Raw genomic sequence first — 24,803 nt, forward strand, 5'->3', positions numbered from 1 at the left:
GAAACCGTGATCAACAACGCTCGGACGGTGAGTCCAAGATGAAGATCAAGAAGGTCGCTCGCGCCGCCGCGCGGCTGGCGGTCGACCCTCCCGAGTGGCTCGACCGGTTGCGCGCCGATGCAGGCGCCACAGCCCTCGGAGTCACGTGGCTGGACGCCGACGCTCTCCGCGAGGAGACCGCGGAGAGCGAGGAAAGCGTCTTCGACGGCATCATGCACACCGAGGCGACGCTGCGGCACGTCCACGAGAACCGCCCGCACATGATGCGCGTCGCGTCGGGGCCCGAGTACGCCGGCAAGCAGGGCTTCGAGACCAAGGCCGCCTGGTACGTCGACACCCGCGACCCCACCGGGCTGCTGCTCGCCGCGTCGAGCTCCTACCCCACGTTCCTGTGGATCCCGGCTGACGGCACCGTCGAAGGGATGCGCCGCGCGCTCGGCGGGCTCTTCCCGTCGCCCCGGCCGACCCGCGCCACTCTGCCCAGGACGGCCAGGGGCTTCATGGGGTACGCCGACCAGATCGGCGTGCCGAACGTCTACAACGGCGAGTTCGTGCCCATCGACGGCCTGGAGCTCGACCGGTACTACGCGATGAACACCTTCACCGAGGTGCATTCGTGGGGCAGCGGGGTGTCCGACGACCCCTACCCCGAGGAGTTCCTCCCGCCGATCCAGTTCCTCGGGCTCAGTGAGGGCTACATGAAGCAGAGCCCGGGTGTGCCGTCGATGACCTGGCGCACCTCGGCCTCCGGCTCGTACCTGAGCATCGAGGCGCACATGGGCAAGCTTTTCGTCGCCGAAGCGCGCTACCGCCCCAACCCGAACCCTGAGGTGATCGAGAAGCTGAACGCCGAGTTCGGCTCGACGTTCCCCGTCGATCTGCCCGTCGACGTGGTGGGCGCCCTGCTCGGCTTCGACTTCCGGCCCCTGGAGCTGTGGGAGGAGGAGCTGGCCGTGGAGGAGGATCCCGGTCACGTGCTCGGCCAGATGGAGATCGCGATCGCTCTCGCCCACGGGGATCTCGACGCCGTCGACCGGCTCAGGCCGTACTTCTCGCACGAGACTCCCGGCGTCCGGGTGCACCTGCTGAACTACGCACGGCAGTACAACCTGGAGTTCCTGCTGGAGGAGCTCGTGCTCGCCGAGGACGACCCGACGCTGATCGAACAGATCAACCGGAGCCTCGACAAGGGCACCGGCGACGCGCATCCCGACATCTTCGAAGAGGGCACTTACCGGGACGACGACGAGGAAGAAGACGAGGACGAGGATGAGTGAGCGACCCGGCATCTGGACGGGAGGGACGCTCCCCGCCGGGAGCACGTCCGCGAGCGTGCGCGAGTTCGCCGCCGCCGAGGGCTGGACCCTGGAGGACGACCAGCCGCGCACCGTCGCCGGCCCACGCTACTGGCTTTGGCGCGCCCCCGAGGGGCAGGCCGGCCTGATCGAAGACCACCGCACCGGCCTGCGCTACGTGGAGGCCAGGCCCGCGTCGTTCACCGTACGGCTGGCGGCCGCGTTGCGCCTGGAGTCCGTCGCCGACCTGCTCGACAGGGCCCGCACCGCGGCCGGCCCGCTGGAGCGGATGCGGGCGCTGCGCGCGCTGGCCCTGGGACAGCACACCGCGGCCTACGAGGCCGCGGCGACCGCACCGGAAGACCAGGACCATCCGGGGTACGCGTTGTTGCCGGACGACCCCCGCTACCTGGAGGCGTTCGAGCGGGCGCTCGACGACCCCGCGCCTGGCGTGCGCAGGGCCGGGGTGGACGGTCTCGCGTACGGCCCGTGGCCTGGCTCCCGCGAGATCCTCCGCCGCCGGCGCGACGACCTGCCGCAGTTCGCGGAGCTCATCGAGGAGCAGCTGAACGGCGAGCCGACACGGTTCAGGAAGTACGGCTAGTCACCGGCAGGAGGTCGCGCTCGGCGAAGACCTTCTTGGCGACGAAGGTGGCGTTGAGCGCCCGGGGCATGCCGCAATAGACCGCGGAGTGCAGGAAGGTCTCGACGATCTCCTGCGGGGTGAGGCCGACGTTGAGCGCGGCGTTGATGTGGACCTCGAGCTGGGGCTCGCAGCCGCCCAGCGCGGTGAGCTCGCCGAGGGTGACCAGCTCGCGGTCCCGCGGCGGCAGGCCGCGGCGAGCGTAGATGTCGCCGAAGGCCCAGGCGACGATCTGATGGCCGAGCTCCGGCGAGATGTCGGCCAGTGAGTCGATGACCTTCTGGCCGGCCTCGCCGTCGATCTGCTGGAGCACCTTCAGGCCGTGCTGGAACTGCTCGTCGCGGGTCATGATTCCTCCAGGAAGGTTCTCGTCCACGATGGTCGGCGCGGAGTTTCCGCTGGTGGAGACCACGCTAGGAGTTGGAGCGCGCTCCAACGCAAGTCAGCGCCCCGACCGCCTTCCTTCCTCAGTGGTGCTGCTGCTGGGCGTTGCGGGGCAGGAGCCAGACCAGGCCGCAGCAGAGCAGGACGACGGCGGCCACGACCACGAGACTGCGGGTCGCGCCGTCGGCCTGGCTCTGGAAGTAGACGGTGGTGACGGCGGCGGCGCCGATCGCGTTGGCCAGTTGCTGGACGGCGGCCAGTGAACCGCTGGCGCTGCCGGACTGGTCGGGGTCGATGTCGCCGATCGTGACGTCGTAGACGGTGCCGAAGCAGGTGCCCATGCCGAGGCCGATGATCAGGGCGGCCGCGGGAACGGCCCAGCCGTTAGGGGAGCCGGCGGAGAGCAGGACGAGGGCGAGCGTGGTGCCTGCCAGGGTGATGAGCAGGCCGATGAAGATGAGCCTGCGGCCGAGCCTGCCGATGAGACTGTGGCAGGCGATGGAGGCGATGACGATGCCGGCGGCCAGCGGCGCGAGACTGAAGGCGGCCTGCTTGGGGGTGTAGCCCATGGTGTGCTGCAGGTACAGCGAGAGCACGTACAGCAGGCCGGAGACGGCGGCGAAGAAGGCGACGCCGAGGAGGAGTCCGGAGGTGAAACCGCGGTTGCGCAGCAGGGACGGCTCGATGAGCGGGTGGGCGGCGGTGATCTGGCGGCGGCAGAACAGCAGGAAGAAGCCCAGTCCTGCGGCCATGCTGAGCCAGGGGACGAGGGCCCAGCCGTGAGCGGAGCCGTCGATCAGGCCGTAGAGCAGCCCGATCATGGCGGCGCCGAGGAAGGCGGAGCCGAGGGCGTCCACTGACGCGCCCGGCCTGCCGCCGTCCTTGGGCAGGAGCTTGACGGCGGCGATCAACGCGGCGCCGCCGAGCAGGATGTTGATGAGGAACATGGCGCGCCAGCCGAAGCCCTCGATGAGGAATCCGGCCAGGATGGGGCCGCCGACGGCGGACAGGCCGAGGACGGGGCCGAAGACGCTGAAGACCTTGCCGAGCTGGTCGCGGGGGAAGACGGCGGCCAGGATGCCGAAGCCCTGGGGGATGATCAGCGCGCCGAAGGCGCCCTGGACGAGGCGGGCGACGACGATCGAGCCAGGGTCGGGGGCCAGTCCGCAGGCGACGGAGGCGAGGGTGAAGCCGGTCAGGCCGATTAGGAACAGGTGCCGCCTGCCGTACCGGTCGCCCAGCCGCCCGCCGACGACGAGCAGGACGCCGAGGGACAGCGCGTAGCCCGCGCCGAGCCACTGGATGAGGGGCTCGCCGCCGTCCAGGTCGGCGGCGATGGTGGGGGCGGCGATGTTGGTGATGGTGGAGTCGAGGAGGTCGAGGACTTCGGCGGCCAGGATGACCGCGAGGACGGCCCATGACCGCGCCTGCGAGGTGGCTCGCGGCGGGGCGTGGGAGGTCGGGGTGGACATGTGCGGGGGCCTTTCGGAAAGAGGGTCAGAAGGCGGCGAGGTTCTCGCGCGCCCACTGCTCGAAGGTGCGTGCGGGGACACCAAGGAGGGTGTCGGTGGTGTCGGTGGTGTCGGCGACGGGGGCGGGGCCATCGGCTGCGACTGCCCAGTAGTCGAGCAGCGAGGTCGCGACCTCGACGGGCACGTGCTGGACGAGCTGCCGCTCCGCCTCGGCGCGGGTGATGTGCTCGACGGTGATGTCGCGGCCGAGCAGGCCCGAGATGATCGCGAGCTGCTCGCGGAAGGTGAGCGACTGGGCGCCGGTGAGGACGACGGTCTGGCCGGTGAGGGTGTCGCCGGTGAAGGCTTCGACAGCGATGTCGGCGATGTCGTCGGAGTGGATGGGCGCGACGCTGGCCTCGGGGTAGGCGAGCTGGACGGGCAGCTTCCGCCGGATGACGTGGCTCCAGGCGAGGGCGTTGGCGGCGAAGGCGTCGGGGCGTAGGACGGTGGCGGTGAGGTTCGAGGCGGCCAGGGCGCGCTCGACCAGGACGCTGGGCCTGGCCAGCCCGTTGTTCTCGGCGTCGGGGGAGAGCACCGCGGAGGAGGACAGCAGGACGATGTGCTTGACGCCGGCGGCCTCGGCGGTCCTGAGGAACTCGTCGATGCCCTCTGGCTCGGGGTAGAGGAAGACCTGGCTGACTCCGCGCAGGGCGGACTCGAAGGTGCCGGGGTCGTTGAGGACCAGCTCGACGGCCTCGACGTCGGCGGGGACTCGCAGGTCGGCGGGGTTCTTGCTGGCGGCGCGTACGGCGTGGCCCGCGGTGTGGAGGCGATCGAGGACGGCGCGGCCGACCTTGCCGCGGGCGCCGGTGATGAGGATGGTCAAGGCGGATTCCTTTCGTTGTCGAAGACATATGTATGTTGGCATGCATATAAGTTCGCGTCAACACATGCCTGTCGGTCTTCATGTAAGCAAGGTGGAGGCATGGCGAGCGAGCACTCCTACACCGACGCCGAGGCGCGCTACTGGACGCCGTCGGTCCCGCCTTCTCCAGGGGCCTCGCCAAAGACGCGTGACGCGGCAGGCAGGCGCGATCCGGTAGGTCACATTTCCCACATATGCCGCACTGGCCCCTTGAAAAGCTAACTAACCGCAGTCACGCTTCGTCCACATGGAGGTAAAGATCGCCTAGGAGCGCCTGTGACCCACACCCCCCGGCACCGGCGAGCGATCCTTTCAGGGATCCTCGCGGTGCTCGCCCTCCTTCTCCCTCAAGGCGTCGCGTACGCCGCGCCAGACCCGCAGAAGATCAGCGAGGCCGTCCGGGCCGACCTGGTCAAGGACGACAAGGCCACGTTCTGGGTGCGGCTGAAGGGCGAGGCCAGCCTCAGCGCCGCGCACCGGGCCGGGACCAAGGACGACAAGGCCAAGGCGGTCTTCACCGCCAAGACCCAGCACGCCAACGCCTCCCAGGCCGGCCTCCGCAAGCTCCTCGAAGCCCGGCACGCGGAGTTCACCTCCTTCTGGATCGTCAACGCGGTCACCGTGACGGCCGACGCCAAGCTGGCCGCCGAGATCGCCGAGCTGCCCGAGGTCACGGCCATCGAGCCGGTCAGGACCCTGTCCCTGCCCAAGCCCGTTCCCGGTACGGCCGAGGCGAAGGTCAACGCGGTCGAGTGGAACGTGGACCGGATCAACGCCCCCAGGGTCTGGAACGAGCTCGGCACCCGCGGCGAGGGGGTCGTGGTCGCGCACATCGACACCGGCGCCCAGTTCGACCACCCGGAGATCGCCGCGCAGTATCGGGGCAGGCTCTCCGGTGGCGGCTACGACCACAACTACAACTGGTTCGACCCCGCCAGGGTCTGCCCCAGCCCCGCTCCCTGTGACAACAACGGCCACGGCACGCACGTCATGGGCACCATGGTGGGCGCTTCCGGCATCGGCGTCGCGCCCGGCGCCACGTGGATCGCGGCCAAGGGCTGCGAAGGCCAGACCTGCACGGACGTCTCGCTGCTCGCCGCCGGTCAGTGGGTGCTCGCGCCCACGGACCTGACCGGGGCCAACCCGCGCCCCGACCTGGCCCCCGACATCGTCAACAACTCCTGGGGCGGGGCGGGCTTCGACCCCTGGTACAAGGCGACCGTCGACGCGTGGATCGCGGCCGGCATCTTCCCCATGTTCGCCAACGGCAACGAGGGGCCGGCCTGCCGTACCAGCGGGTCGCCGGGGCAGTACGTGGCCAGCTACAGCACCGGCGGGTTCGACGTGAACAACGTCGTCTACAACCGCTCCAGCAAGGGCGAGGGAGAGAACGGCGAGATCAAGCCCAACATCTCCGCTCCCGCCGTGAACGTCCGCTCCTCGGTGCCAGGCGGTGGCTACAGCAGCTTCACCGGCACCTCGATGGCCTCCCCGCACGTCGCGGCCACGGTGGCGCTGATCTGGTCGGCCTCTCCCCGCCTGCGGGGTGATATCGCGGCCACGCGGCCGCTGCTCGACAGCACCGCGATCGACGTCAACGACACCAGCTGCGGCGGCACGGCGGCCGACAACAACGTCTGGGGCGAGGGCAGGCTCGACGCCTTCGCCGCGGTCAGCGCCGCGCCGCGCGAGGGACTCGGCGAGCTCAAGGGCACGGTCACCGCGGCGAGCGCACCGCTGGCGGGGGCCACGGTCTCGGTCACGGGCCCGATCAGCCGTACCGCCACCACGGCACAGGACGGCGCCTACAGCCTGCCGCGCCTGGTGCCGGGCGACTACCAGATCACCGTGAGCAGGTTCGGCTACGAGCAGGCCACCGCGACCGCCACCATCGTGGCCGAGCAGAGCGTGACCAGGGACGTGGCTCTGACCCCGAAGGCCTCGGGTGTCGTCTCGGGCACGGTCGCCACGGCCGGTACGCCGGAGGCGGGTGCCACCGTGGCCGCGTCGGGCACGCCGGTCAGCGCGGTCACCGACGCCGCCGGCAGGTACCGGCTGACGCTGCCGCACGGCTCCTACGAGCTGACCGTCACCCCCACGTCCCGCTGCTCCAGCGGCACGACCGCTCAGGTCACCGTCGCGGGCGACGTGACCAAGGACATCGAGCTGCCGCTGCGCGGCGACAACTTCGGCTACACCTGCAGGAGCGGCTCCGAGGCCTACGTGGCAGGCACGGAGAAGCTGGCGCTCACGGGTGACGACGAGGCGATCCAGGTGACGCTGCCGTTCACCGTCCCCTACTACGGCGCCGGGCAGTCGCGCGCGTGGGTGACCACCAACGGCCTGGCCACCTTCGCGGCCGACCGGGTCACCACGGGCAGCAACGGCACCCTTCCCACGACCGCCACCCCCAACCTGGCGGTCTACCCGTTCTGGGACGACCTGGTGGTGGACGCCCAGGCGGGCGTCTACACCGCGACGGGCGGCACCGCTCCGCACAGGACCTTCGTGATCGAGTGGCGGAACGTCACCTTCTACTCCGACGCCACCCAGCGGATGTCGTTCTCCGTCGTGCTGGGCGAGGACGGCTCGGTCGGCTACCGCTACAAGGACGTGGAGAGCGAGCGCGAGCAGGGCTCCAGCGCCACCGTCGGCATCGAGAACGCGGGCGGCACCGACGCCCTGCTCTACTCGGCCAACGCGGCGGCGATCGCGAACGGGCAGAGCCTGGCGATCACCGCGAGCAGGCACGGCCTGGCGATCGGCACCGTCACCGACGCCAACGACGGCGATCCGCTGGCGGGCGCGCAGGTGAAGATCGGCGACGTCGCGACGTTCACCACCGGCGCCGACGGCGCGTTCTACGGGCAGGTGCCCGCAGGCGACTACACGGTGGAGGTGTCCAGGGAGCACTACGGCACCTTCTCCAAGCAGGTGACGATCGCGCCGGGGTCGCTGACGAGGATCGACACCGCCCTCGTCACAGGCCGGGTGAGCGCCTCGGTGGCCGAGGTGACCGTGGTGATGCCCGCGGGGGCGAGCAGGAACCGCACGGTGCAGCTCACCAACCTGGGCTCGCCCACCGCCTACACGGCCACGACCGACGCGGCCTGGCTGACCGTCACTCCGGCCGCGGGAGACCTGGCCAAGGGACAGTCGGCGGCGCTGAAGCTCAGCGCCTCCAGCGCCGGCCTCCAGCCGGGCAGCGTGCGGACGGGCAAGCTGACGGTCCGCTCGGCCAGCGGCCGCCTGCCGGTGATCGAGGTCACGGTGACGGTCGCGGTGCCCAAGCTCCAGGTGGCCGTGGACGCGGGCGGCACCAAGGCACTGGTGGACGGCGAGGGCGACGCGTGGACCCCCGACAGGAAGTACGCCCAGGGGGCGCACGGCTACGTCGCCAACTCGACCTCGACGCACACCACGACCAGGACCATCACGGGCACCACCGAGCAGGAGCTGTTCAGGCGCGTCAGGGAGAACATGCTGGAGTACCGCTTCGACAACGTCCCGTCCGGGACGTACACCGTGGAGCTGGGCTTCGCGGAGACCAGGTCGGTAGGGATGGGCAAGCGGGTCTTCGACGTGATCGTCGAGGGCCAGCTGGCGATCCCCGCGCTCGACCTGGCGCTGGAGGCGGGCACGTACACCGCGGTGACCAGGCAGCACACGGTGAAGGTGACCGACGGGCAGCTCAACGTGCGCTTCGCGGCACGCAAGGGCGCGCCGATCGTCAGCTTCGTCCGCATCTCGGAGCGGCCTGACAAGCCCTGATTCCCACCCTCTCGCCCCCTCCGCGGAGGGGGCGAGAGCCTCCCGTCATGGCAAGGGGCGTCCACGCGCCTGCCCGCTGCCGTCGTAGCCGCGGCGCGCGCGGCTACGACAGGCGTTCAAGGCCGGATATCGTTCGATGTTGACTGACCGATCAGATATCCAGGAGGCCGCGCATGCCCCGTCCCAGCGTCGAGGCCGAGCGCCGCGAGCAGATCCTGCGTGCGGCCTGCGAGGTGATCGCCGAGGTGGGCCTGCGGTCGCTGCGCGTCTCCGACGTGGCCAAGCGGGCGGGCACCAGCAACGGCACCGTGCACTACTACTTCGCGGGCAAGCGCGAGGTGGTGCACGCCGCGTTCGAGTACAACTTCCAGCGTTCCATCGACCGGCGCAGGCCGATCTTCGAGGGTGAGGACGACCCGAGGGCCAGGCTGCTGGCGTTCGTCCGCTCCTACCTGCCCAGCGGGGAGGAGACCGTACGGGCGTGGCGCGTCTGGATGGCGCTGTGGGGCGAGGCCTTCCGCGAGCCGGAGCTGCAGGATCTCAACGAGCGCGTCTACGGCGAGTGGCGCAGGATCGTCGCCGCAGTGATCCGCGACGGCCAGGACATGGGCGTGCTGCGCGAGGGCGACGCGGTCGAGTACGCCAACCGGCTCATCGGCATGATCGACGGCCTGGCCATCCAGGTGCTGGTGGGCTCGCGGGCGATGACGGTGGAGCGGATGAGCGCGGTCTGCGAGTCGTTTTTGCAGGAGCTCGAGAAGTAGCCCATTGACATATGAGGGTGATTCAGGACACAGTCCTCCATAAATAACTGGCCCGCCAGTCAATTATGGAGGCGGCATGTCACCCAGAGGTCTGGCGCTGATGGGCGCGCTCACGCTCGCGCTCACCGCCTGCGGCAGCGCGGCAGGCAGCGGCGCCGACAAGCAGCTCACCGTCGTCATGTGGGGCGGTGACGACCAGAAGAAGGCGGTGGCCGCCTACGTCGAACCGTGGGCCAAGGGCAAGAGCGTCACCGTGAAGCAGGACTCCCCCACCGACTACGCCAAGTTCAGGGCGCAGGTCGAGTCCAAGAAGGTGAGCTGGGGCGTCGTCGAGGTGGAGCCCAACTTCGCGGTCACCGCCTGCAAGAACGGCTGGGCCGTCAAGCTCTCCAAGGTCGACACCTCGGCGGTGAAGAAGGAGCTCGTCGGCGAGTGCGGCATCCCCGTGCTGGAGTACGCGTTCACGATCGGCTACAACACCAAGTCGTTCACCGCCGACAACCACCCCAAGTCCTGGGCGGAGTTCTTCGACACCAAGAAGTTCCCCGGCAAGCGCGGCTTCTGGAAGTACGCCACAGGGGCGATGTTCGAGGCCGCGCTCCTGGCAGACGGGGTGCCCAAGGACAAGCTCTACCCCCTCGACCTGGACAGGGCGTTCAAGAAGCTCGACACGATCAAGCAGGACATCGTCTTCTACGAGACGGGCGAGCAGCAGCAACAGCTGGTCTCCAGCGGCGAGGTGCCGCTCATCCAGGCGTGGAACGGGCGCGTCTTCGCCGCCGCCAAGGACGGCCAGCCGGTGGCCAACGAGTGGAACGAGCACCTGCTCTCCTACGACCAGCTGGTCATCCCCGCCGGGTACAAGGGCGCGGCGCTGGCCGAGGAGTGGATGAACGCCTTCCTCGCCGACGCCAAGGGCCAGGCCGCCTACACCAACCAGAGCGCGTACGCGCCGGTCAACCCCAAGGCGCTGGAGTTCGTCCAGCCCGACGTGCGCAAGGAACTGCCCACCGAGCACGAGGCGCAGCGCGCGGCGATCATCGACTACACCTACTGGGCGGAGAACTACGACAAGGTCACCGAGCGGATGAACGCATGGATGGCCGGATAGCGGGCCGGCGGTGGGGGAGCCTGCTCCTCCCCCTCGTCGCCTTCCTCCTCGTGGTGTTCGTCTACCCGCTGGTGGGGATGCTGGCGCGCAGCGTCACCGACCCCGAGCCGGGCATGGGCAACTACACCGCGTTCTTCGACTCCCCCGTCTACGCCGGCGTGCTGGCCAACACCTTCCTGACCGCCGGCCTGGTCACGCTGGTGACGATCCTGCTCGGCTTCCCCTACGCCTACCTGATGACGCTGGCCACGCCGTTCTGGCGGGGCGTGCTGATGGCCGCGGTGCTGGTGCCGTTCTGGACGAGCCTGCTGGTGCGGACCTTCGCCTGGATGCTGGTCCTGCGGGACACCGGCGTGGTCAACGACGTGATCACGGCGCTCGGCGGCGAGCCTGTGCCGCTGCTGCGCAACCTGGCCGGGGTGCTGATCGGCATGGTGCAGGTGATGCTGCCCTTCGCGGTGCTGCCGATCTACGCCACGATGCGGACCATCGACCGCAGGCTGCTGCAGGCCGCGGAGGGGCTGGGCGCGCGTCCCGTGTTCGCCTTCTGGCGGATCTACGCGCCGCTCACGCTGCCCGGCGTGTCCGCGGCCACCCTGCTGGTGTTCGTCTCCTCGCTCGGCTTCTACGTCACCCCCGCGCTGCTGGGCGGGCCGAAGAACGTGATGATCGGCGAGCTGATCGTGCAGCAGCTGTCCGGCGTGCTGCGCTGGGGCTTCGCCTCGGCGCTGGCGGTGATCCTGCTGGTGGTCACCGGCGTCCTGCTGCTGCTGGCCGCGCGCGTGGTAGACATCCGCAGGATGCTCGGAGGCGGCCGATGACCCGCGTCGGCCTGTGGGCGCTGGTCGCCCTCACCGCGCTGTACCTGGTGCTGCCGGTGTTCGTGGTGATCCCCACGTCGTTCTCCGACAGCGCGTTCCTGGAGTTCCCGCCGAAGGACTGGTCGCTGCGCTGGTACGAGAACTTCTTCACCGACCTCACCTGGCTGGACAGTGCGCTGGCCAGCGTGCGGATCGCGGTGCTGGTGACGCTGGCCTCGCTGGTGCTCGGCACGGCGGCCGCGCTCGGCGTGGTGCGTGGCCGCTATCCCCTGCGGGCGCTGGTGTCGGGGCTGGTGATGGCGCCGGTGCTGGTGCCGTACGTGATCATCGGTCTGGCCGTGTACGCCACGTTCCTGGACCTGGGGCTCACCGAGACGACGCTGGGGTTCGTGCTCGTGCACACGGCGCTGGCCGTGCCGTACGTGGTCATCACCGTGTCGTCGGCGCTGATGTCCTTCGACCGCCGGCTGGAGCAGGCGGCGATGAGCCTGGGCTCGGGCCCTGTCACCACGTTCGCCAGGGTGACGCTGCCGCTCATCGCGCCGAGCCTGGCCAGCGGCGCGGTCTTCGCGTTCGTCACCTCCTTCGACGAGGTGGTGACCAGCGTGTTCCTGTCCGGGCCCGACCTGACCACGCTGCCGGTGCAGATGTGGTCGGGCGTGCGGGTCCAGATCGACCCGACGGTCGCGGCGGTGTCGAGCATGCTGCTGCTCCTCACTCTGTCGCTGTTCGCCGCCGCCGGGCTCGCCCGGCTGATCCGACGGAGGAAGTCATGAAGGGCACGGTCGACGTGCGCGGGGTCTGCAAGAGGTACGGCGAGGCGGTCGCGCTGGACGACGTGACGCTTCACGTCCGGCCTGGCACGTTCATGACCCTGCTCGGCAGCAGCGGATCGGGCAAGTCGACCCTGCTCAACGTGGTGGCCGGCTTCACCGAGCCGACCTCGGGCACGGTCGAGGTGGACGGCGAGGACATCACCAAGGCCCCGCCGTACAAGCGGGATCTCGGCATGGTCTTCCAGCACTACGCACTCTTCCCGCACATGACCGTCTTCGAGAACGTGGCCTTCCCGCTGCGGCGGCGGCGGGTGCGCGGCGCCCAGCTGGCCAAGAAGGTGCAGGACGCGCTGGACGTGGTGGAGCTGGGCGCGCTGCGCGACAGGCGGCCCGCCCAGCTGTCCGGCGGGCAGCAGCAGCGCGTGGCGCTGGCCAGGGCGATCGTGTTCGAGCCGCGCGTGCTGCTGATGGACGAGCCGCTCGGCGCGCTGGACAAGCGGCTGCGCGAGCAGCTCCAGCTGGAGATCAAGCGCCTGCACAGGGAGCTCGGCATCACCTTCGTGTTCGTCACGCACGACCAGGAGGAGGCTCTGACCATGTCCGACAGCATCGCGCTGCTGCGCGAGGGCAGGATCGTGCAGATCGGCACGCCCGAGGACCTCTACGAGCGGCCCGCCTCCCGTTACGTCGCCGAGTTCCTCGGCGAGTCGAACCTGCTCGGGCCGCTGCTGGTCAGGCCGCAGAAGGTACGGCTGAGCGCCCAGGGCACGGACCTGCCGCCCGGCCATCAGGCGCACGACGGGAAGGTGCTCGAGGTCATCTACCTCGGCAGCGGTCTGCGTGTGGAGGTGGAGCTGCGCGACGGCACCAGGGTGGTCGCCCGCACCGAGACCAGGCCCGATCAGCCGCCCAGGCCGGGCGACGCGATCGTCGCGCACTGGAGCCCGCAGGACTGCGTCACCGTTCCCGATCTTCACTAGGAGGCCGCCATGCGTTCCATCAGAGACGGCGTCGAGCTGAGTGCCGAGCAGCGGGAGTTCGTGGCGCTCGCCCGCGACTTCGCCACCCGCGAGATCAGGCCGAGGGCCAGGGAGGTGGACGACGCCGACCACGAGTCGCCACTGGACCTGTGGGCCAAGGCCGCCAAGCTGGGCCTGACCTCCTTCATGTTGCCCGAGGAGTACGGCGGAGGCGGCGTCCGCGACCTGGTCACCCAGGCGCTGGTCTCGGAGGAGCTGTGTTACGGCGACATCGGGATCGGCAACCTGCTCACCTCCAACGGCTTCTTCGCCGCGCCGATCGAGGCGCTCGGCTCCGCCACGCAGAAGGAGAGGTGGCTGGCGCCGCTGGCGGGCGACGACCCGCCGCTGACCGCGCTGGCGGTGACCGAGCCGGACGTGGGCTCGGACGCGGCCTCGCTGCGCACGCGTGCCGTACGGGATGGGGAGTCGTATGTCCTGACCGGGCAGAAGACGTGGATCTCCAACGCTCCCTACGCGAAGTGGATCGTCGTCTTCGCCACCGTCGACCCCGGGCTCGGCTCGCGAGGGGTGACCGCGTTCGTGGTCGACGCCGACGCGCCGGGCATGCGGATCGGGCGGGCGCTGCCGAAGATGGGGCAGCGGGCGATCGTCAGCGCGGAGGTGTTCCTCGACTCCGTGCGGGTTCCGGTCGAGAGCCGCCTCGGCGAGGAGGGGCAGGGCTTCTACGGGCTGATGCGGACCTTCGACTCCGCTCGCATCCTGCTGGCGGCCGCGTGCACGGGGCTGTCGCGGGCGGCGCTGGACACGGCCGTGGCGTACGCCAAGGAGCGGGTGCAGTTCGGCAAGCCGATCATCGAGCATCAGGCGGTGGCGTTCCGGCTGGCCGACATGGCCGCCAAGACCGATGTCTCACGGCTGCTGACGCACCGGGCCGCCCGGCTCTTCGACGCGGGCGAGCCCGCCGCCGAGGAGTCGGCGATCGCCAAGCTGACCGCCTCGGAGAACGCCATGTGGTGCACCTGGGCCGCCCTGCAGACCCATGGCGGCTGGGGCTACTCCCGCGAGCTGCTGCTGGAGAAGTGGATGCGCGACGCGAAGCTGGAGGAGATCGAGGAAGGCACCTCCGACATCCAGCGCCTGATCGTCTCCCGCTCGCTGGCCAGGTCGGCGTGAGCTTCTCCGACCCGTCGTCCGTGGCGGTCGTCGGCGCCTCCGCGAACCCGGCCAAGTGGGGATACTGGCTGGCTCGTGGGGCACTGCGAGGCGCGCACCGGCGCAAGGTGTACCTGGTGAACCGGTCGGGCGCGGTCGTCGACGGCGTCGCCACCTCGCCGAGCCTGCGCGACCTTCCCGAGGTGCCGGAGCTGGCCGTGCTGTGCGTGCCGGCCGAGACGCTGCCCGAGGTGGTCGACGAGGCGCTGGAGCTCGGCGTGCGCGGCTTCCTGGGGATCACCGCGGGCCTCGGCGTGGAGCGCGAGTCCCGCATGGTCGACCGGATCCGCGCGGCGGGGGCGCGCATGGTCGGGCCGAACTGCCTCGGCGTGTACGACGCGGCCACCGCGCTGGAGCTGGCCTGGGGCAACTTCACCCCCGGCGCCCTCGGCATCGTCTCCCAGTCGGGCCAGCTGGGCCTCGAGCTGGCCGGGCTGGCGGGCGAGGCGGGCATCGGGGTGTCCAGGTTCGTGTCGGTGGGCAACCAGGCCGACGTCACCGCCGCCGAGATGGTCGCCGGCCTGGCCGGGCACGATCGCACGGCCGTGGTCGTGCTGTACCTGGAGAGCTTCATGGACGGCAGGCGGCTGGTGGAGACGCTGGCCGAACTGCGGTCGGCGGGCAAGCCGGTGATCGTGCTGACCGTGGGAACGAGCCAGGCGGGGCGGGAGGCGGCCCTGTCCCACACCGGGGCGCTCACCTCGGGCACCGAGGTGGTGGAGGCGGCCTGCAGGGCGGCGGGCGCGATCCTCGCGCAGACGCCGGCCCAGGCGGTGGACGTGGCTCAGCTCCTGCTTGACGCGCCCGCGCCGGTGGGGCGGCGGATCGCGGTGGTCGGCGACGGCGGCGGGCAGGGGGCGATCGCGGCCGACGTGCTCAGCCGCCATGGCCTGATCGTCCCGCCGCTGGGCACGGCGTCCTGCGCCGAGGTGTCGGCGCTGCTGCCCTCCGGCGCGGGCGTGCGCAACCCCATCGACCTCGCGGGTGCGGGCGAGCGTGACCTCTCCACGTACTCCCGCCTCGTGGAGGTGCTGCTGGGCAGCGGGGAAGTGGACGGGGTGGTGCTGACCGGCTACTTCGGCTCCTACGGCGCGGACGCCCCGTCGCTGGTGGAGGCGGAGCTGAAGGTGGTCGACGAGCTGGGCGCGCTGGCGCGGCGGCACGCGATGCCCGTCGTGGTGCACAGCATGAGCCGCGACTCGGCCGCGGTACACGCGCTCAGGGAGCACGGCGTCCCGACGTACGCGACGATCGACCAGGTCGGCTGGTCGCTGGGGCCGGCCACCGAGCTGTCCCTGCGCACTCCGCGCCCGCTGACGACCGCCCCTGGCCTGCCGGGCGCCCCGGCGGACGAGAGCCCGGACGGCTACCTGGCCGCGCGGGCCGTCATCGCGGCCCTTGGCGTGGCCTTCCCAGGCGCGGCGCGCGTCCGCACGGCCGGGGACGTCCCGCTGGCCGCCGCGGGGTTGCGCCCGCCGTACGTGGTGAAGGCCGCGTGGCTGGCGCACAAGACCGAGGTGGGCGGGGTCGTCGTCGGCCTGCGGAACGCGGAGGAGGCGGCGTCCGCGCTCGACGGCCTCCGCGCGAGACTGGGCGAGGGCGACTACGTGCTGGAGGAGATGGACGACCGCCCGCACACCGTGGAGCTGATCGTGGGCGGACGCAGGGACCCGGCCTTCGGTCCCGTGGTGCTCGTGGGCGTCGGAGGGACGGTGAGCGAGCTGCACCGCGACATCGCCGTGGAGCTCGCGCCGGTGACAGAGCAGGAGGCGGCGCGGATGCTCCGAGGGCTGAAGGCCTTCCCGCTGCTGGACGGCTGGCGCGGCGCGCCGCGCACTGACCTGGCCGCCGCCGCGGCGGCCGTGGCGGCGGTGTCCAGGCTGGTCGCCGACCGGCCCGACCTCGCCGAGTGCGAGGTCAACCCCCTGCGGGTCGGCCAGGACGGCGCGCTGGCCGTGGACGCCCTCGTGGTGCAGGCGACGGAGGAGAAGGCATGACCGGCGGGCAGGCGCTCGTGCGGGCGCTGGCCGGGCACGGCGTGGACACGGTCTTCGGCATCCCCGGCACGCACAACCTGGAGATCTACGCCGCGCTGGCCGCGCACGGGATCCGGCACGTCGGCACCCGGCACGAGCAGGGAGCCGGTTACGCGGCCGACGGCTACGCGAGAGTCACGGGGCGGCCCGGCGTGGCCGTGGTGACGTCGGGGCCCGCCGTGCTCAACGCCGCGGCGGCGATCGGGCAGGCGTACTCCGACTCGGTGCCGGTTCTGCTCGTCTCCCCCGGGATGCCGCTGCGGCATCCGGGCGCGGGCAACGGGCTGCTGCACGAGACCAGGGAGCGGGCGATGGCCGCCGTCGCCGCCCGCAGCATGCGGGTGACCAGCGTGGCCGAGATCCCGGTGGCGGTGGCGCAGGCGTTCGCCGAGATGACCTCGGGCCGACCGCGCCCCGTCCACCTTGAGGTGCCCTTCGACGTGCTGGAGGAGGAGGGGACGTCCTTCGACGTCGCGCCGCTCCCCCGCACTGTCCACCGGCCCGCCGACGCCGACCTCGACGCCGCCGCCGCGTTCCTGGAGCGGGCACGACTGCCGCTGATCATCGCGGGCGGAGGGGCGAGGGCCGCGTCCGCGGAGCTGCTGGAGCTCGCCGGACTGCTCGGCGCGCCCGTGGTCACCACCGCGAACGGCACGGGCGTCGTGCCCGGCGACCACCCGCTCGCGCTCGGCGCGGGACCGCATCTGGCCGCCGTCGCTGCGGCGGCGCGTGAGGCGGACGCGGTGCTGGTGGTGGGCAGCGAGCTGGCGCCCGCCGACCTGTGGAACGGGCCGCTGCCGCTCGACGGCAAGGTGGTGCGGATCGACGTCGACCCGGTCCAGACCGTCACCAACGTCCGGCCCGAGGTGGCGCTCGTCGGCGACGCGGGCGCGGCCCTCGAAGGGCTGCTGGCCCGCCTCCATGGGCCTGGCCCGCGCGCCCTGCCGCCGCAGGTGGCTCGCTGGCGGGAACAGCTGCGGGCCGAGGCGGAACGGGAGGGCGCGCGGTGGCTGGGGATCGTGCGCGCGCTGGCCGCGGCGCTCGGCCCCGATGGGGTGGTGGCCGGGGACAGCGCGATGGCCTGCTACTACGGTGCGCTCCCCAACCTGCGCGGACGCCTGCTCTACCCGGCCGGTTTCGGCACCCTCGGGTACGGCCTGCCCGCCGCGATCGGGGCGGCGGTCGCCAGGCCCGATCTCCCCGTCGCCGCGCTCATGGGCGACGGAGGGCTGATGTTCACCGTGGCCGAGTTGGCCACCGCGGTGCAGCTCGGACTACCGCTGCCCGTGGTCGTCGTCGACAACGGCGGCTACGGTGAGATCCGCGCGGAGATGGCGGCCAGGCACGACCCCGTGCACGCGGTCGACCTGCCGTCCCCCGACTTCCCGCTGCTGGCCCGCGCGCTCGGCGCGTACGGCACGGCCGCCGACGACCCCGACGGCCTGCGCGAGGCCCTGGTCACGGCGCTCAAGGCGGACCGTCCCACGCTCATCCATGTCAGGGAGGACGCATGAGCCTGCTGGAGATCACCTGGACCGACCCCGTCACCGCGCGGCGCGGTTACGTGGTCATCGACAGCCTGGTCCGCGGCATCGCCAGCGGCGGCTTGCGGCTGCGCGAGGGTTGCACGCTGGAGGAGGTGCGCGGACTGGCGCGTGGCATGTCGCTGAAGGAGGCGCTGGTCCACGACCCTGGCGACCGTTACGTCCCGATGGGCGGCGCCAAGGGCGGCATCGACATCGACCCGGGCGATCCTGAGGCGCGCGGGGTGCTCAAGCGGTTCGTCACCGCCGTGCTGCCGGTGATCAGGGAGCAGTGGAGCACCGGCGAGGACTTCGGCCTGCGCCAGGAGACGCTGGACGAGATCGCGGCCGAGCTCGGCCTCGCCTCGACGGTGGAGGCGGCCTTCGCGCTGGTCGAGGACGAGGACACGGCCCGCGGCCGCCTGCGCGCCGCGATGGCCGAGGTGGTGGAGGGCGTCCCGCTCGCCGACCTGGTGGGCGGGTACGGCGTGGCGCAGGCCGCGCTGGCGCTCGGCCCCCACGAGACGGCGGTCGTGCAGGGGTTCGGCTCGATCGGCGGTGCAGCGGCCCGCTACCTGGCCAGGGCGGGGGTGCGGGTGGTGGCGATCGCCGACAGGGAGGGGCTCATGCGCTGCCCCGACGGGCTCGACGTGGAACGCATGCTCGCCGCCAGGGACGGCGGCGGCGTCGTGGACCGGGCCTGCCTGCGCCCGCAGGACTCGACCGGGCCGCGCGAGGCGTGGCTGGAGGTCGAGTGCGATCTCCTGGTGCCCGCCGCCATGTCCTACGTCATCGGCCCCGACGAGGCGGCCAGGGTGAAGGCCAAGGTGGTGGTCGAAGGCGCGAACCTGCCGACGCTGCCCGAGGCCGAGGCGGCGCTGACCGCCCGCGGCGTCCTCGTCGTGCCGGACTTCCTGGCGAACGTGATGACCAACGCCTGGTGGTGGTGGGTGGTGTTCGGCGACATCGGGCCCACTCCCGAGGCTGCGTTCTCGAAGATCGCCACGACGATGCGGCGGCTGGTCGCGACAGTGTCGGCGGAGGGCGTGCCGCTGCGCAAGGCGGCGCTGGCGCTGGCGGAGCGGAACGCCGCCGCGCTCATCAGGTGACCCGTCCACTTCTAACGGGACAGACTCCCATTGACGCGTTAGAAGTCTGCCCGCTATAACTAATGCATCTTCTCGTCCAGGAGGCATTAGATGAACATCCCCGCGGTGCACCACCGGTTCGTGGACGTCGAGGGCGTGCGCGTCTTCTACCGCGAGGCGGGCCCGGCCGACGCACCCGTCCTCCTGCTGCTGCACGGCTTTCCCTCCGCCTCGCACCAGTTCCGGCGGTTGATCGACGCGCTCGGCACCGACTACCGGCTGATCGCGCCCGACTATCCGGGCTTCGGGCACACCGAGGCGCCCGCCGACTTCGTCTACTCCTTCGAGCGCCTGGCCGACATCACCGAGGGTTTCGTCCAGGCGGTGGGGCTGGAGCGCTTCGTGCTCTACGCCTTCGACTTCGGCGGCCCCGTCGGGTTCCGGCTGGCCACCCGCCACCCCGAGTGGATCGCCGGGCTGGTCGTGCAGAACGCCAACGCCTACGAGGAGGGCCTGTCCGACCTGGCCAGGGACTTCATCGCCAACCGGCCAGGCGTGCCCGGCGCCGAGGAGGCCGTCGCCCAGATCCTGGTCCTGCCCATGACCAGGGGACAGTATGAGGGCGGCACCACCGACGTCAGCCTGATCGCGCCCGACGGCTGGACCCTCGACCAGCACTTCCTCGACCGGCCCGGCCGCAAGGAGGCCCAGATCGCGCTGGCTCTCGACTACCACGCGAACGTCGACCTCTACCCGGTCTGGCAGCGGTGGCTGCGCGAGCACCGGCCGCCCACCCTCGTCGTGTGGGGCGACGGCGACCCCTTCTTCACCGAGCCGGGTGCCAGGGCGTACCTCCGCGACCTGCCGGACGCCGAGCTCCACGTCTTCCCCACCGGCCACTTCGCGCTCGAGGAGAACCTTCCCGAGATCGCCCCGCTGATCGCCTCGTTCCTCGACACGACCTGGAAGGACTGACCATGAAGATCGCAGTCATCGGCGCCACCGGGAACCTGGGCGGCGCCGTCGCCCGCGAGGCGACCACCCGCGGCCACGAGGTCACCGCCCTGTCCAGCCGTGACGTCGACGTCCTCGACCCGGCCTCGATCAAGACGGCCGTCGCCGGTCATGACGCCGTCGTGGCCTCGGTCAAGGGGGCCGACCACCTGGTGCCCAGAGGGTTGGCCGCCCTCCTGGACGCGCTGCCGGACGCGGGCGTCGACCGGCTGCTGTTCGTCGGCGGCGGCGGCAGCCTGACCTCGCCGGAGGGCGGCCGGTTCGTCGACTCTCCCGGCTTCCCCGCGCAGTACCTCGAAACGGCGCTGGACCAGGCGGCGGCGCTCGACCTCCTGCGCGCCGCCGACACCACGGTCGACTGGTCATACGTGAGCCCGCCGCCGGTGCACCTGGTGCAGGGAGACAAGACCGGCGGCTACCGGGCCGAGGCCACCGACACCCCGCTGACCGACGGCCGAGGGGAGAGCCGGATCAGCACCGGCGACTTCGCGTCCGCCATCGTCGACGCCCTCGAGCGGCGCGCCTTCGTCCGGCAGCGCTTCACCGTCGCTTACTAGGCTCGACGCCGTGTCCGCCATCAACCGATCGGTGGATTCCCGGGTCAGCAGCATCAACGGACGATCGTGGCCGCGCGGCCGATTCGCCGCGTGAGCCCGCGAATCATGCTTGTCCCATGGCAGTCATCGAAGTCACGGACCTCACCAAGAAGTACGCGGACCTGACGGTCCTGGACAGGGTGTCGTTCTCCGTGGAGGAGGGCGAGATCTTCGGCATCCTCGGCCCCAACGGCACCGGCAAGACCACCACCGTGGAATGCGTGGAGGGCCTGCGGCGGCCCGACGGCGGGTCGATCAGGGTGCTCGGCCTCGATCCGATCAAGGATGGGCGCGAGCTGCACGAGCGGATCGGCGTGCAGCTCCAGCACACCCAGCTGCCGGAGAACATCAAGGTCTGGGAGGCGCTCGACCTCTACGCCTCCTTCTACGCCAAGCCGCGCGACTGGCGGGAACTGCTGGACCAGTGGGGGCTGGCCGACAAGCGCGACGCCCGCTTCGGGAAGCTGTCGGGTGGCCAGAAGCAGCGGCTGTTCATCGCCCTGGCCCTGGTGGGCGATCCGCGGGTCGCCTTCCTCGACGAGCTCACGACGGGACTCGACCCGCAGGCCCGCCGCGCCACCTGGAAAGTGATCAAGCAGATCAGGGCGTCCGGCGTGACCGTGGTCCTGGTCAGTCACTTCATGGACGAGGTGGAGGAGCTCTGCGACAGGGTCGCGGTCTTCGACCACGGCACCGTCGTCGCGCTCGACACCCCCGCCGGACTGATCGCCGGCGTCGACGCCGAGCACCGGATGCGCTTCACGCTCATGGCGGGCGACTCCACCGACCCGGTCGGCCTGCTGGGCGCTCTCCCCGGCGTGTCCGGCGTGACCAGGAACGGCGACCAGGTGACCGTCACGGGCAGGGGCGACTTCGCCACGGCCGTCACCGCGACCCTGGCCCGCAACCACGTCCTGGTCGCCGACCTGCGCATCGACAAGCGCACCCTCGACGACGCGTTCGTCGCGGCGAGGCCGTCCTCTCCCCGTCGGTCGCCACCCGCCTGCTCGGCCGGGTACGCGCCCCCGTCGACCCGTTGAGCGCCAGGGAGCTGGAGATCCTGCGCCTGATCGCCCAGGGCACGACCAATCGCGAGGCGGCCGCGCGCCTGTTCATCAGCGAGGCCACGGTGAAGACCCACGTGCTGCACATCTACACCAAGCTCGGCGTCAACGACCGCGCGGCGGCGGTCGCCGTCGCCTACCAACGCGGACTCCTCACCGTGGACAACGGCTGAGCGGCAGGACCAGGGAGGGGAAGCGTTGCGCGACTGGCAGCTGACCAGGACCTTCGACAGCTCCGCGGGCGAAGTCCGCTGGGACGTGCACGGCGACCAGGCGGCGCCGCCGGTGGTCCTGCTGCACGGCACGCCGTTCTCCTCCTACGTCTGGCGCGATGTCGCCCGCGCGCTCGCCACGCGCCATCGGGTCTTCGTCTGGGACATGCCGGGCTACGGCTCGTCGGCGAAGTTCGCGGGCCAGGACGTGTCGCTGGCCGCCCAGGGCCAGGTCTTCACCGAGCTGCTCGACCACTGGAGCCTGGCCGAGCCCTTCGTCGTGGCCCACGACTTCGGCGGCGCGGTCGCGCTGCGGGCCCATCTCCTGCACGGCAGGCCGTACGGGCGGCTCGCGCTCGTCGACCCGGTCGCGCTCGCGCCCTGGGGGTCGCCGTTCTTCCAGCTGGTCGGCACGCACTCCGCGGTCTTCGAGCAGCTCCCCGCGCACCTGCACCGCGCTCTCGTGCGCGAGTACGTGAGCTCGGCGAGCAGCCAGGGACTGCACCCCGTGGTCCTCGACCGCCTGATCGGCCCCTGGCTCGACGAGGCGGGCCGGCCCGCCTTCTACCGCCAGATCGCCCAGGCCGACCAGCGGTTCACCGACGAGCTCGACGGCCATTTCGGGTCGATCGGGATCCCCGTGCTGGTGTGCTGGGGCGAGGACGACGAGTGGATCCCGGTCGCCAAGGGCAGGGAGCTGGCCGCTCGTATCCCGGGCGCCCGGCTGTTCGTGCTGCCGGGGGCCGGTCATCTGGTGCAGGAGGACACACCGGCCGAGCTCACCGCCGCCCTGCTGGGCTTCCTCGCCTGACCGCTACCTGAGGACCTCGGTCCTGCGGGACGAGCCAGGGAAGACCATGACGAGGAACCGCTGGCGGGCGTCGCCGTCGTCCTCCATCGCGGCCGCGCTGCCGCGCATGTGCACGCGGACCCGGTAGCGCCCCGGACCCTTCAGGAGCGCGTTCGGGAGGGTGGATTCGGCCTCGACCCAGGCCAGCTCACCCTTGGGGCTCGCGTAGCCGATCTCGACGACCTTCTCCCAGCCCTTGCGCTCGACGGGCGGGCGCGTGCCGTACCCCTCGACCGTGACGCAGACGTGCATCGCCTCGTCGGCGGTGAGGATGGCGACCTCGCCCTTGTCTGCGCCCACGAGGTCGTTGCCGAACGCCTTGTCCAGCGCCGCTCCCTCCGGTGGTTCCTCGCCCTCGAAGGCGCTCACCGCGCCGTAGTCCGACCACATCGACGCCGTGCCCCGCACCGCCGGCCTGATCCGTGGCCGGTGCGGAGGGACGCTCGCGCAGCGCTTCTTCGCGGTCGCGATGAACGCGTCGTTCTCCGCGTCCTGCCGCTTGTCCTCGGCCTGCTCGCGCGCGTCCACCTCGGGACAGAGCAGCGTCAGCGCCTGCGTCGTCTCGACGGCGCCGACGGTCACGCCGCTCTCGCCACGCAGGCGTTCCAGCTCCTTCGGGTCGGCGCGCATGCTCACCCCGCACAGGTTCCTGCCGAAGGCGACCAGCTCGGCGTCGGGCAGGTCGCGGAACCTCCGCGGCAGGACGTACTCGTCTCCCCGCGCCACGCAGACGAAGGCGCTCTCCCTGTCCGTACGACTGACCGGTCTGGTGCCGTAGCGCAGGTCCCAGGGGCGGCACTTCTCCTCGGCCGCCTCGGTCACCTTCCCCACGGTCCTGTCCCCGGTCTGCAGGCCCAGCAGGAGGAGCACGGCGAGGACGGCGACCGCCGTACGGGAGATCCAGCCACGCGGGGTCGCGCGGCGCACCCTCACCGCGACGAGGATCAGCGAGAGCGTCAGCACATCGCCCGCCATCCACCCGACGGCCATGGCGCCCCGGAAGAACGGGGCCCACGTCTGCCCGCACCCGTCTTTCATCGCCAGGTCCAGCGCCGCGAACCCGAGCGTGAGGAGGGTGGGCCAGGTGACGCCCAGCGCGGCCAGCCATCCGGCCGCGCGGCCCCACCGCGGCATGCCCCTCCGCACGAGGAGCAGCCAGAGTCCGAATCCGACGAGGGCGATCAGCGGCTCGGGCACCGCGTACAGCGGCAGGAGGGCCATGCTGACATCGGTGTGGAGCTCCCAGCCCGGGCACATCCCCATCATCGCGACGTCGATGAAGCCGGACTCCCCGATCCAGAACGAGATCACGTAGGGAAGCGCGGTCAGCGCCAAGGCCAGCGCCCACAGCACGAGTGATGATCGCCGTAACATGGGCCGTCACCCTAGCGCGCGTGACCGACATCGCGGCGATCAGCGAAGTCCGTGCCTGTCCGCCCACCCCGTGACGGCGGAGGCGATCAGGAGGGGCTGGTCCTCGGGCGTGTGATGCCCGGCGACCACGTCGTGCCGTTCGATCTCGAGGCCCGCCATGTTCGCCGCGCACCAGTCGACCATCTCGGGGCTCATCATCGTTCCCGGACCAGGCTCGAACACGAGCTGGAGCTTGGGCACGTCTTCGCTGGTCGCCAGCCACTCGTCGTAGGCCTCGATCCTGGCGACGACGTCCGCGGGCTCGCCGTCCAGCGGCATCGACCGCGGCCACCGCAGCAGCGGCAGCCTGCTCTCCCTCGTCGGGTACGGCTTGCGGTAGACGTCGATGTCGCCCTGCCGCATCGGGACGGCGACGGTGGCGGGCAGTCCCTGCTCGAGGAAGACGTTGTCGTCGAGGATCATCGCCTCGCCGACGCCCTCCGTCTTGATCGCCTGGAACAGCGGCCGGCCGCCCTCGGGGAACTCCTGCCAGGTCATCGGCTTGACGATGGTCTCGGTGAACGCGATGCCGCGCACCCGTCCCGGATGGCGGGCCGCCCAGTCGAAGGCGAGGGCGCCGCCCCAGTCGTGCCCGACGAGCACCACGTCGTCAAGGGCGAGCGCGTCGAACCAGGCGTCCAGGTAGCGGGCGTGGTCGGCGAAGGTGTAGTCGATGGACGGCTTGCCCGACTCGCCCATGCCGATCAGGTCGGGAGCCAGGCGGCGGCCTGGGTCGCCGACGGCGGGCAGGACGTGCCGCCACAGGTACGACGAGGTCGGGTTGCCGTGCAGGAAGACCATGGGAGTGCCGGTGCCGAGCTCGCGGTAGAAGATCGTCGAGTCGAGCACATGTTGGATGGGCATGGTG

21 protein-coding genes and 1 pseudogene are annotated in these 24,803 nt (G+C 71.3%); 17 read left to right on the forward strand and 5 right to left on the reverse strand.

Features of this window, described 5'->3' with window-relative positions:
- The first annotated feature begins 38 nt into the window (after window positions 1–38).
- Window positions 39–1,277 carry a hypothetical protein gene (locus AB0B45_RS30220; RefSeq protein WP_358137352.1) on the forward strand — a complete coding sequence of 413 codons (1,239 nt, stop codon included), beginning with the start codon at window positions 39–41 and terminating at the stop codon, window positions 1,275–1,277.
- Complete coding sequence (locus AB0B45_RS30225) at window positions 1,270–1,899, forward strand: hypothetical protein (RefSeq protein WP_358137355.1); 630 nt, start codon at window positions 1,270–1,272, stop codon at window positions 1,897–1,899. Before AB0B45_RS30220 ends, AB0B45_RS30225 begins: the two co-directional genes overlap by 8 nt.
- Here AB0B45_RS30225 and AB0B45_RS30230 read toward each other — a convergent pair.
- From AB0B45_RS30230 to AB0B45_RS30240, 3 genes are all read right to left on the reverse strand, one after another.
- Window positions 1,883–2,287 carry a carboxymuconolactone decarboxylase family protein gene (locus tag AB0B45_RS30230; protein ID WP_358137358.1) on the reverse strand — a complete coding sequence of 135 codons (405 nt, stop codon included), beginning with the start codon at window positions 2,285–2,287 and terminating at the stop codon, window positions 1,883–1,885. The two genes, AB0B45_RS30225 and AB0B45_RS30230, sit on opposite strands and share 17 nt — an antisense overlap.
- Window positions 2,288–2,405: 118 nt before the next feature.
- Window positions 2,406–3,794 (reverse strand): DHA2 family efflux MFS transporter permease subunit, encoded by a 1,389-nt coding sequence (locus AB0B45_RS30235; RefSeq protein ID WP_358137361.1) that lies wholly within the window; start codon window positions 3,792–3,794, stop codon window positions 2,406–2,408.
- A gap of 25 nt (window positions 3,795–3,819) precedes the next feature.
- Window positions 3,820–4,662 (reverse strand): NAD(P)H-binding protein, encoded by an 843-nt coding sequence (locus AB0B45_RS30240; RefSeq protein WP_358137364.1) that lies wholly within the window; start codon window positions 4,660–4,662, stop codon window positions 3,820–3,822.
- 315 nt (window positions 4,663–4,977) lie between these two features.
- Here AB0B45_RS30240 and AB0B45_RS30245 point away from each other — a divergent pair, with 315 nt between their 5' ends.
- The 15 genes and pseudogenes from AB0B45_RS30245 (at window position 4,978) to AB0B45_RS30315 (ending at window position 22,483) form a co-directional block, all read left to right on the forward strand.
- On the forward strand, window positions 4,978–8,472 hold the full coding sequence (locus tag AB0B45_RS30245; RefSeq protein ID WP_358137367.1) for a S8 family serine peptidase: 3,495 nt from the start codon (window positions 4,978–4,980) through the stop codon (window positions 8,470–8,472).
- Window positions 8,473–8,645: 173 nt separating this feature from the next.
- On the forward strand, window positions 8,646–9,236 hold the full coding sequence (locus AB0B45_RS30250) for a TetR/AcrR family transcriptional regulator (RefSeq protein WP_358137370.1): 591 nt from the start codon (window positions 8,646–8,648) through the stop codon (window positions 9,234–9,236).
- A gap of 76 nt (window positions 9,237–9,312) precedes the next feature.
- Window positions 9,313–10,347 (forward strand): ABC transporter substrate-binding protein, encoded by a 1,035-nt coding sequence (locus tag AB0B45_RS30255; RefSeq protein WP_358137373.1) that lies wholly within the window; start codon window positions 9,313–9,315, stop codon window positions 10,345–10,347.
- Window positions 10,332–11,168 carry an ABC transporter permease gene (locus AB0B45_RS30260; RefSeq protein WP_358137376.1) on the forward strand — a complete coding sequence of 279 codons (837 nt, stop codon included), beginning with the start codon at window positions 10,332–10,334 and terminating at the stop codon, window positions 11,166–11,168. Before AB0B45_RS30255 ends, AB0B45_RS30260 begins: the two co-directional genes overlap by 16 nt.
- Window positions 11,165–11,944 carry an ABC transporter permease gene (locus tag AB0B45_RS30265; RefSeq protein WP_358137379.1) on the forward strand — a complete coding sequence of 260 codons (780 nt, stop codon included), beginning with the start codon at window positions 11,165–11,167 and terminating at the stop codon, window positions 11,942–11,944. Before AB0B45_RS30260 ends, AB0B45_RS30265 begins: the two co-directional genes overlap by 4 nt.
- The gene (locus AB0B45_RS30270; RefSeq protein WP_358137382.1) at window positions 11,941–12,924 is read left to right on the forward strand and encodes an ABC transporter ATP-binding protein; all 984 of its coding nucleotides are present in this window, start codon (window positions 11,941–11,943) and stop codon (window positions 12,922–12,924) included. Before AB0B45_RS30265 ends, AB0B45_RS30270 begins: the two co-directional genes overlap by 4 nt.
- 9 nt (window positions 12,925–12,933) lie before the next feature.
- Complete coding sequence (locus AB0B45_RS30275; protein ID WP_358137385.1) at window positions 12,934–14,100, forward strand: acyl-CoA dehydrogenase family protein; 1,167 nt, start codon at window positions 12,934–12,936, stop codon at window positions 14,098–14,100.
- Window positions 14,097–16,136 carry an acetate--CoA ligase family protein gene (locus AB0B45_RS30280; protein WP_358137388.1) on the forward strand — a complete coding sequence of 680 codons (2,040 nt, stop codon included), beginning with the start codon at window positions 14,097–14,099 and terminating at the stop codon, window positions 16,134–16,136. The genes AB0B45_RS30275 and AB0B45_RS30280 overlap by 4 nt, the downstream gene beginning before the upstream one ends.
- On the forward strand, window positions 16,133–17,689 hold the full coding sequence (locus tag AB0B45_RS30285; RefSeq protein ID WP_358137391.1) for a 5-guanidino-2-oxopentanoate decarboxylase: 1,557 nt from the start codon (window positions 16,133–16,135) through the stop codon (window positions 17,687–17,689). The genes AB0B45_RS30280 and AB0B45_RS30285 overlap by 4 nt, the downstream gene beginning before the upstream one ends.
- The gene (locus AB0B45_RS30290; RefSeq protein ID WP_358137394.1) at window positions 17,686–18,807 is read left to right on the forward strand and encodes a Glu/Leu/Phe/Val dehydrogenase dimerization domain-containing protein; all 1,122 of its coding nucleotides are present in this window, start codon (window positions 17,686–17,688) and stop codon (window positions 18,805–18,807) included. Before AB0B45_RS30285 ends, AB0B45_RS30290 begins: the two co-directional genes overlap by 4 nt.
- A gap of 90 nt (window positions 18,808–18,897) precedes the next feature.
- On the forward strand, window positions 18,898–19,761 hold the full coding sequence (locus AB0B45_RS30295; RefSeq protein WP_358137397.1) for an alpha/beta hydrolase: 864 nt from the start codon (window positions 18,898–18,900) through the stop codon (window positions 19,759–19,761).
- 2 nt (window positions 19,762–19,763) lie between these two features.
- Window positions 19,764–20,357: an NAD(P)H-binding protein gene (locus tag AB0B45_RS30300; protein WP_358137399.1), complete on the forward strand. Its 594-nt coding sequence runs from the start codon at window positions 19,764–19,766 to the stop codon at window positions 20,355–20,357.
- Window positions 20,358–20,473: 116 nt separating this feature from the next.
- Window positions 20,474–21,436, forward strand: a complete 963-nt coding sequence (locus AB0B45_RS30305) for an ABC transporter ATP-binding protein (protein ID WP_358137402.1) — start codon at window positions 20,474–20,476, stop codon at window positions 21,434–21,436.
- A pseudogene (locus AB0B45_RS30310) lies at window positions 21,361–21,633 on the forward strand (response regulator transcription factor); the annotation flags it as partial. The gene AB0B45_RS30305 and the pseudogene AB0B45_RS30310, both read left to right, overlap by 76 nt.
- A 25-nt stretch (window positions 21,634–21,658) precedes the next feature.
- Window positions 21,659–22,483 (forward strand): alpha/beta hydrolase, encoded by an 825-nt coding sequence (locus tag AB0B45_RS30315; protein ID WP_358137404.1) that lies wholly within the window; start codon window positions 21,659–21,661, stop codon window positions 22,481–22,483.
- Window positions 22,484–22,486: 3 nt separating this feature from the next.
- Here the strand turns inward: AB0B45_RS30315 and AB0B45_RS30320 are convergent, their stop codons facing one another.
- Entirely contained in the window at window positions 22,487–23,896 is a 1,410-nt protein-coding gene (locus AB0B45_RS30320) for a hypothetical protein (protein WP_358137406.1), read from the reverse strand.
- A gap of 39 nt (window positions 23,897–23,935) precedes the next feature.
- Window positions 23,936–24,799, reverse strand: coding sequence for a haloalkane dehalogenase (locus AB0B45_RS30325; protein WP_358137840.1), 864 nt, complete (start codon window positions 24,797–24,799; stop codon window positions 23,936–23,938).
- Window positions 24,800–24,803 lie beyond the last annotated feature (4 nt).

Origin of the sequence: Nonomuraea sp. NPDC049152, from assembly GCF_040648355.1 — a bacterium.
Classification (GTDB): Bacteria; Actinomycetota; Actinomycetes; order Streptosporangiales; family Streptosporangiaceae; genus Nonomuraea.

Coding starts and splice junctions, on each gene's coding strand:
- AB0B45_RS30220 (WP_358137352.1), top strand. CDS start 39: ATGAAGATCAAGAAGGTCGCTCGCGCCGCCGCGCGGCTGGCGGTCGAC.
- AB0B45_RS30225 (WP_358137355.1), top strand. CDS start 1,270: ATGAGTGAGCGACCCGGCATCTGGACGGGAGGGACGCTCCCCGCCGGG.
- AB0B45_RS30230 (WP_358137358.1), bottom strand. CDS start 2,287: ATGACCCGCGACGAGCAGTTCCAGCACGGCCTGAAGGTGCTCCAGCAG.
- AB0B45_RS30235 (WP_358137361.1), bottom strand. CDS start 3,794: ATGTCCACCCCGACCTCCCACGCCCCGCCGCGAGCCACCTCGCAGGCG.
- AB0B45_RS30250 (WP_358137370.1), top strand. CDS start 8,646: ATGCCCCGTCCCAGCGTCGAGGCCGAGCGCCGCGAGCAGATCCTGCGT.
- AB0B45_RS30255 (WP_358137373.1), top strand. CDS start 9,313: ATGTCACCCAGAGGTCTGGCGCTGATGGGCGCGCTCACGCTCGCGCTC.
- AB0B45_RS30260 (WP_358137376.1), top strand. CDS start 10,332: ATGGATGGCCGGATAGCGGGCCGGCGGTGGGGGAGCCTGCTCCTCCCC.
- AB0B45_RS30265 (WP_358137379.1), top strand. CDS start 11,165: ATGACCCGCGTCGGCCTGTGGGCGCTGGTCGCCCTCACCGCGCTGTAC.
- AB0B45_RS30270 (WP_358137382.1), top strand. CDS start 11,941: ATGAAGGGCACGGTCGACGTGCGCGGGGTCTGCAAGAGGTACGGCGAG.
- AB0B45_RS30275 (WP_358137385.1), top strand. CDS start 12,934: ATGCGTTCCATCAGAGACGGCGTCGAGCTGAGTGCCGAGCAGCGGGAG.
- AB0B45_RS30285 (WP_358137391.1), top strand. CDS start 16,133: ATGACCGGCGGGCAGGCGCTCGTGCGGGCGCTGGCCGGGCACGGCGTG.
- AB0B45_RS30290 (WP_358137394.1), top strand. CDS start 17,686: ATGAGCCTGCTGGAGATCACCTGGACCGACCCCGTCACCGCGCGGCGC.
- AB0B45_RS30295 (WP_358137397.1), top strand. CDS start 18,898: ATGAACATCCCCGCGGTGCACCACCGGTTCGTGGACGTCGAGGGCGTG.
- AB0B45_RS30300 (WP_358137399.1), top strand. CDS start 19,764: ATGAAGATCGCAGTCATCGGCGCCACCGGGAACCTGGGCGGCGCCGTC.
- AB0B45_RS30305 (WP_358137402.1), top strand. CDS start 20,474: ATGGCAGTCATCGAAGTCACGGACCTCACCAAGAAGTACGCGGACCTG.
- AB0B45_RS30320 (WP_358137406.1), bottom strand. CDS start 23,896: ATGTTACGGCGATCATCACTCGTGCTGTGGGCGCTGGCCTTGGCGCTG.
- AB0B45_RS30325 (WP_358137840.1), bottom strand. CDS start 24,799: ATGCCCATCCAACATGTGCTCGACTCGACGATCTTCTACCGCGAGCTC.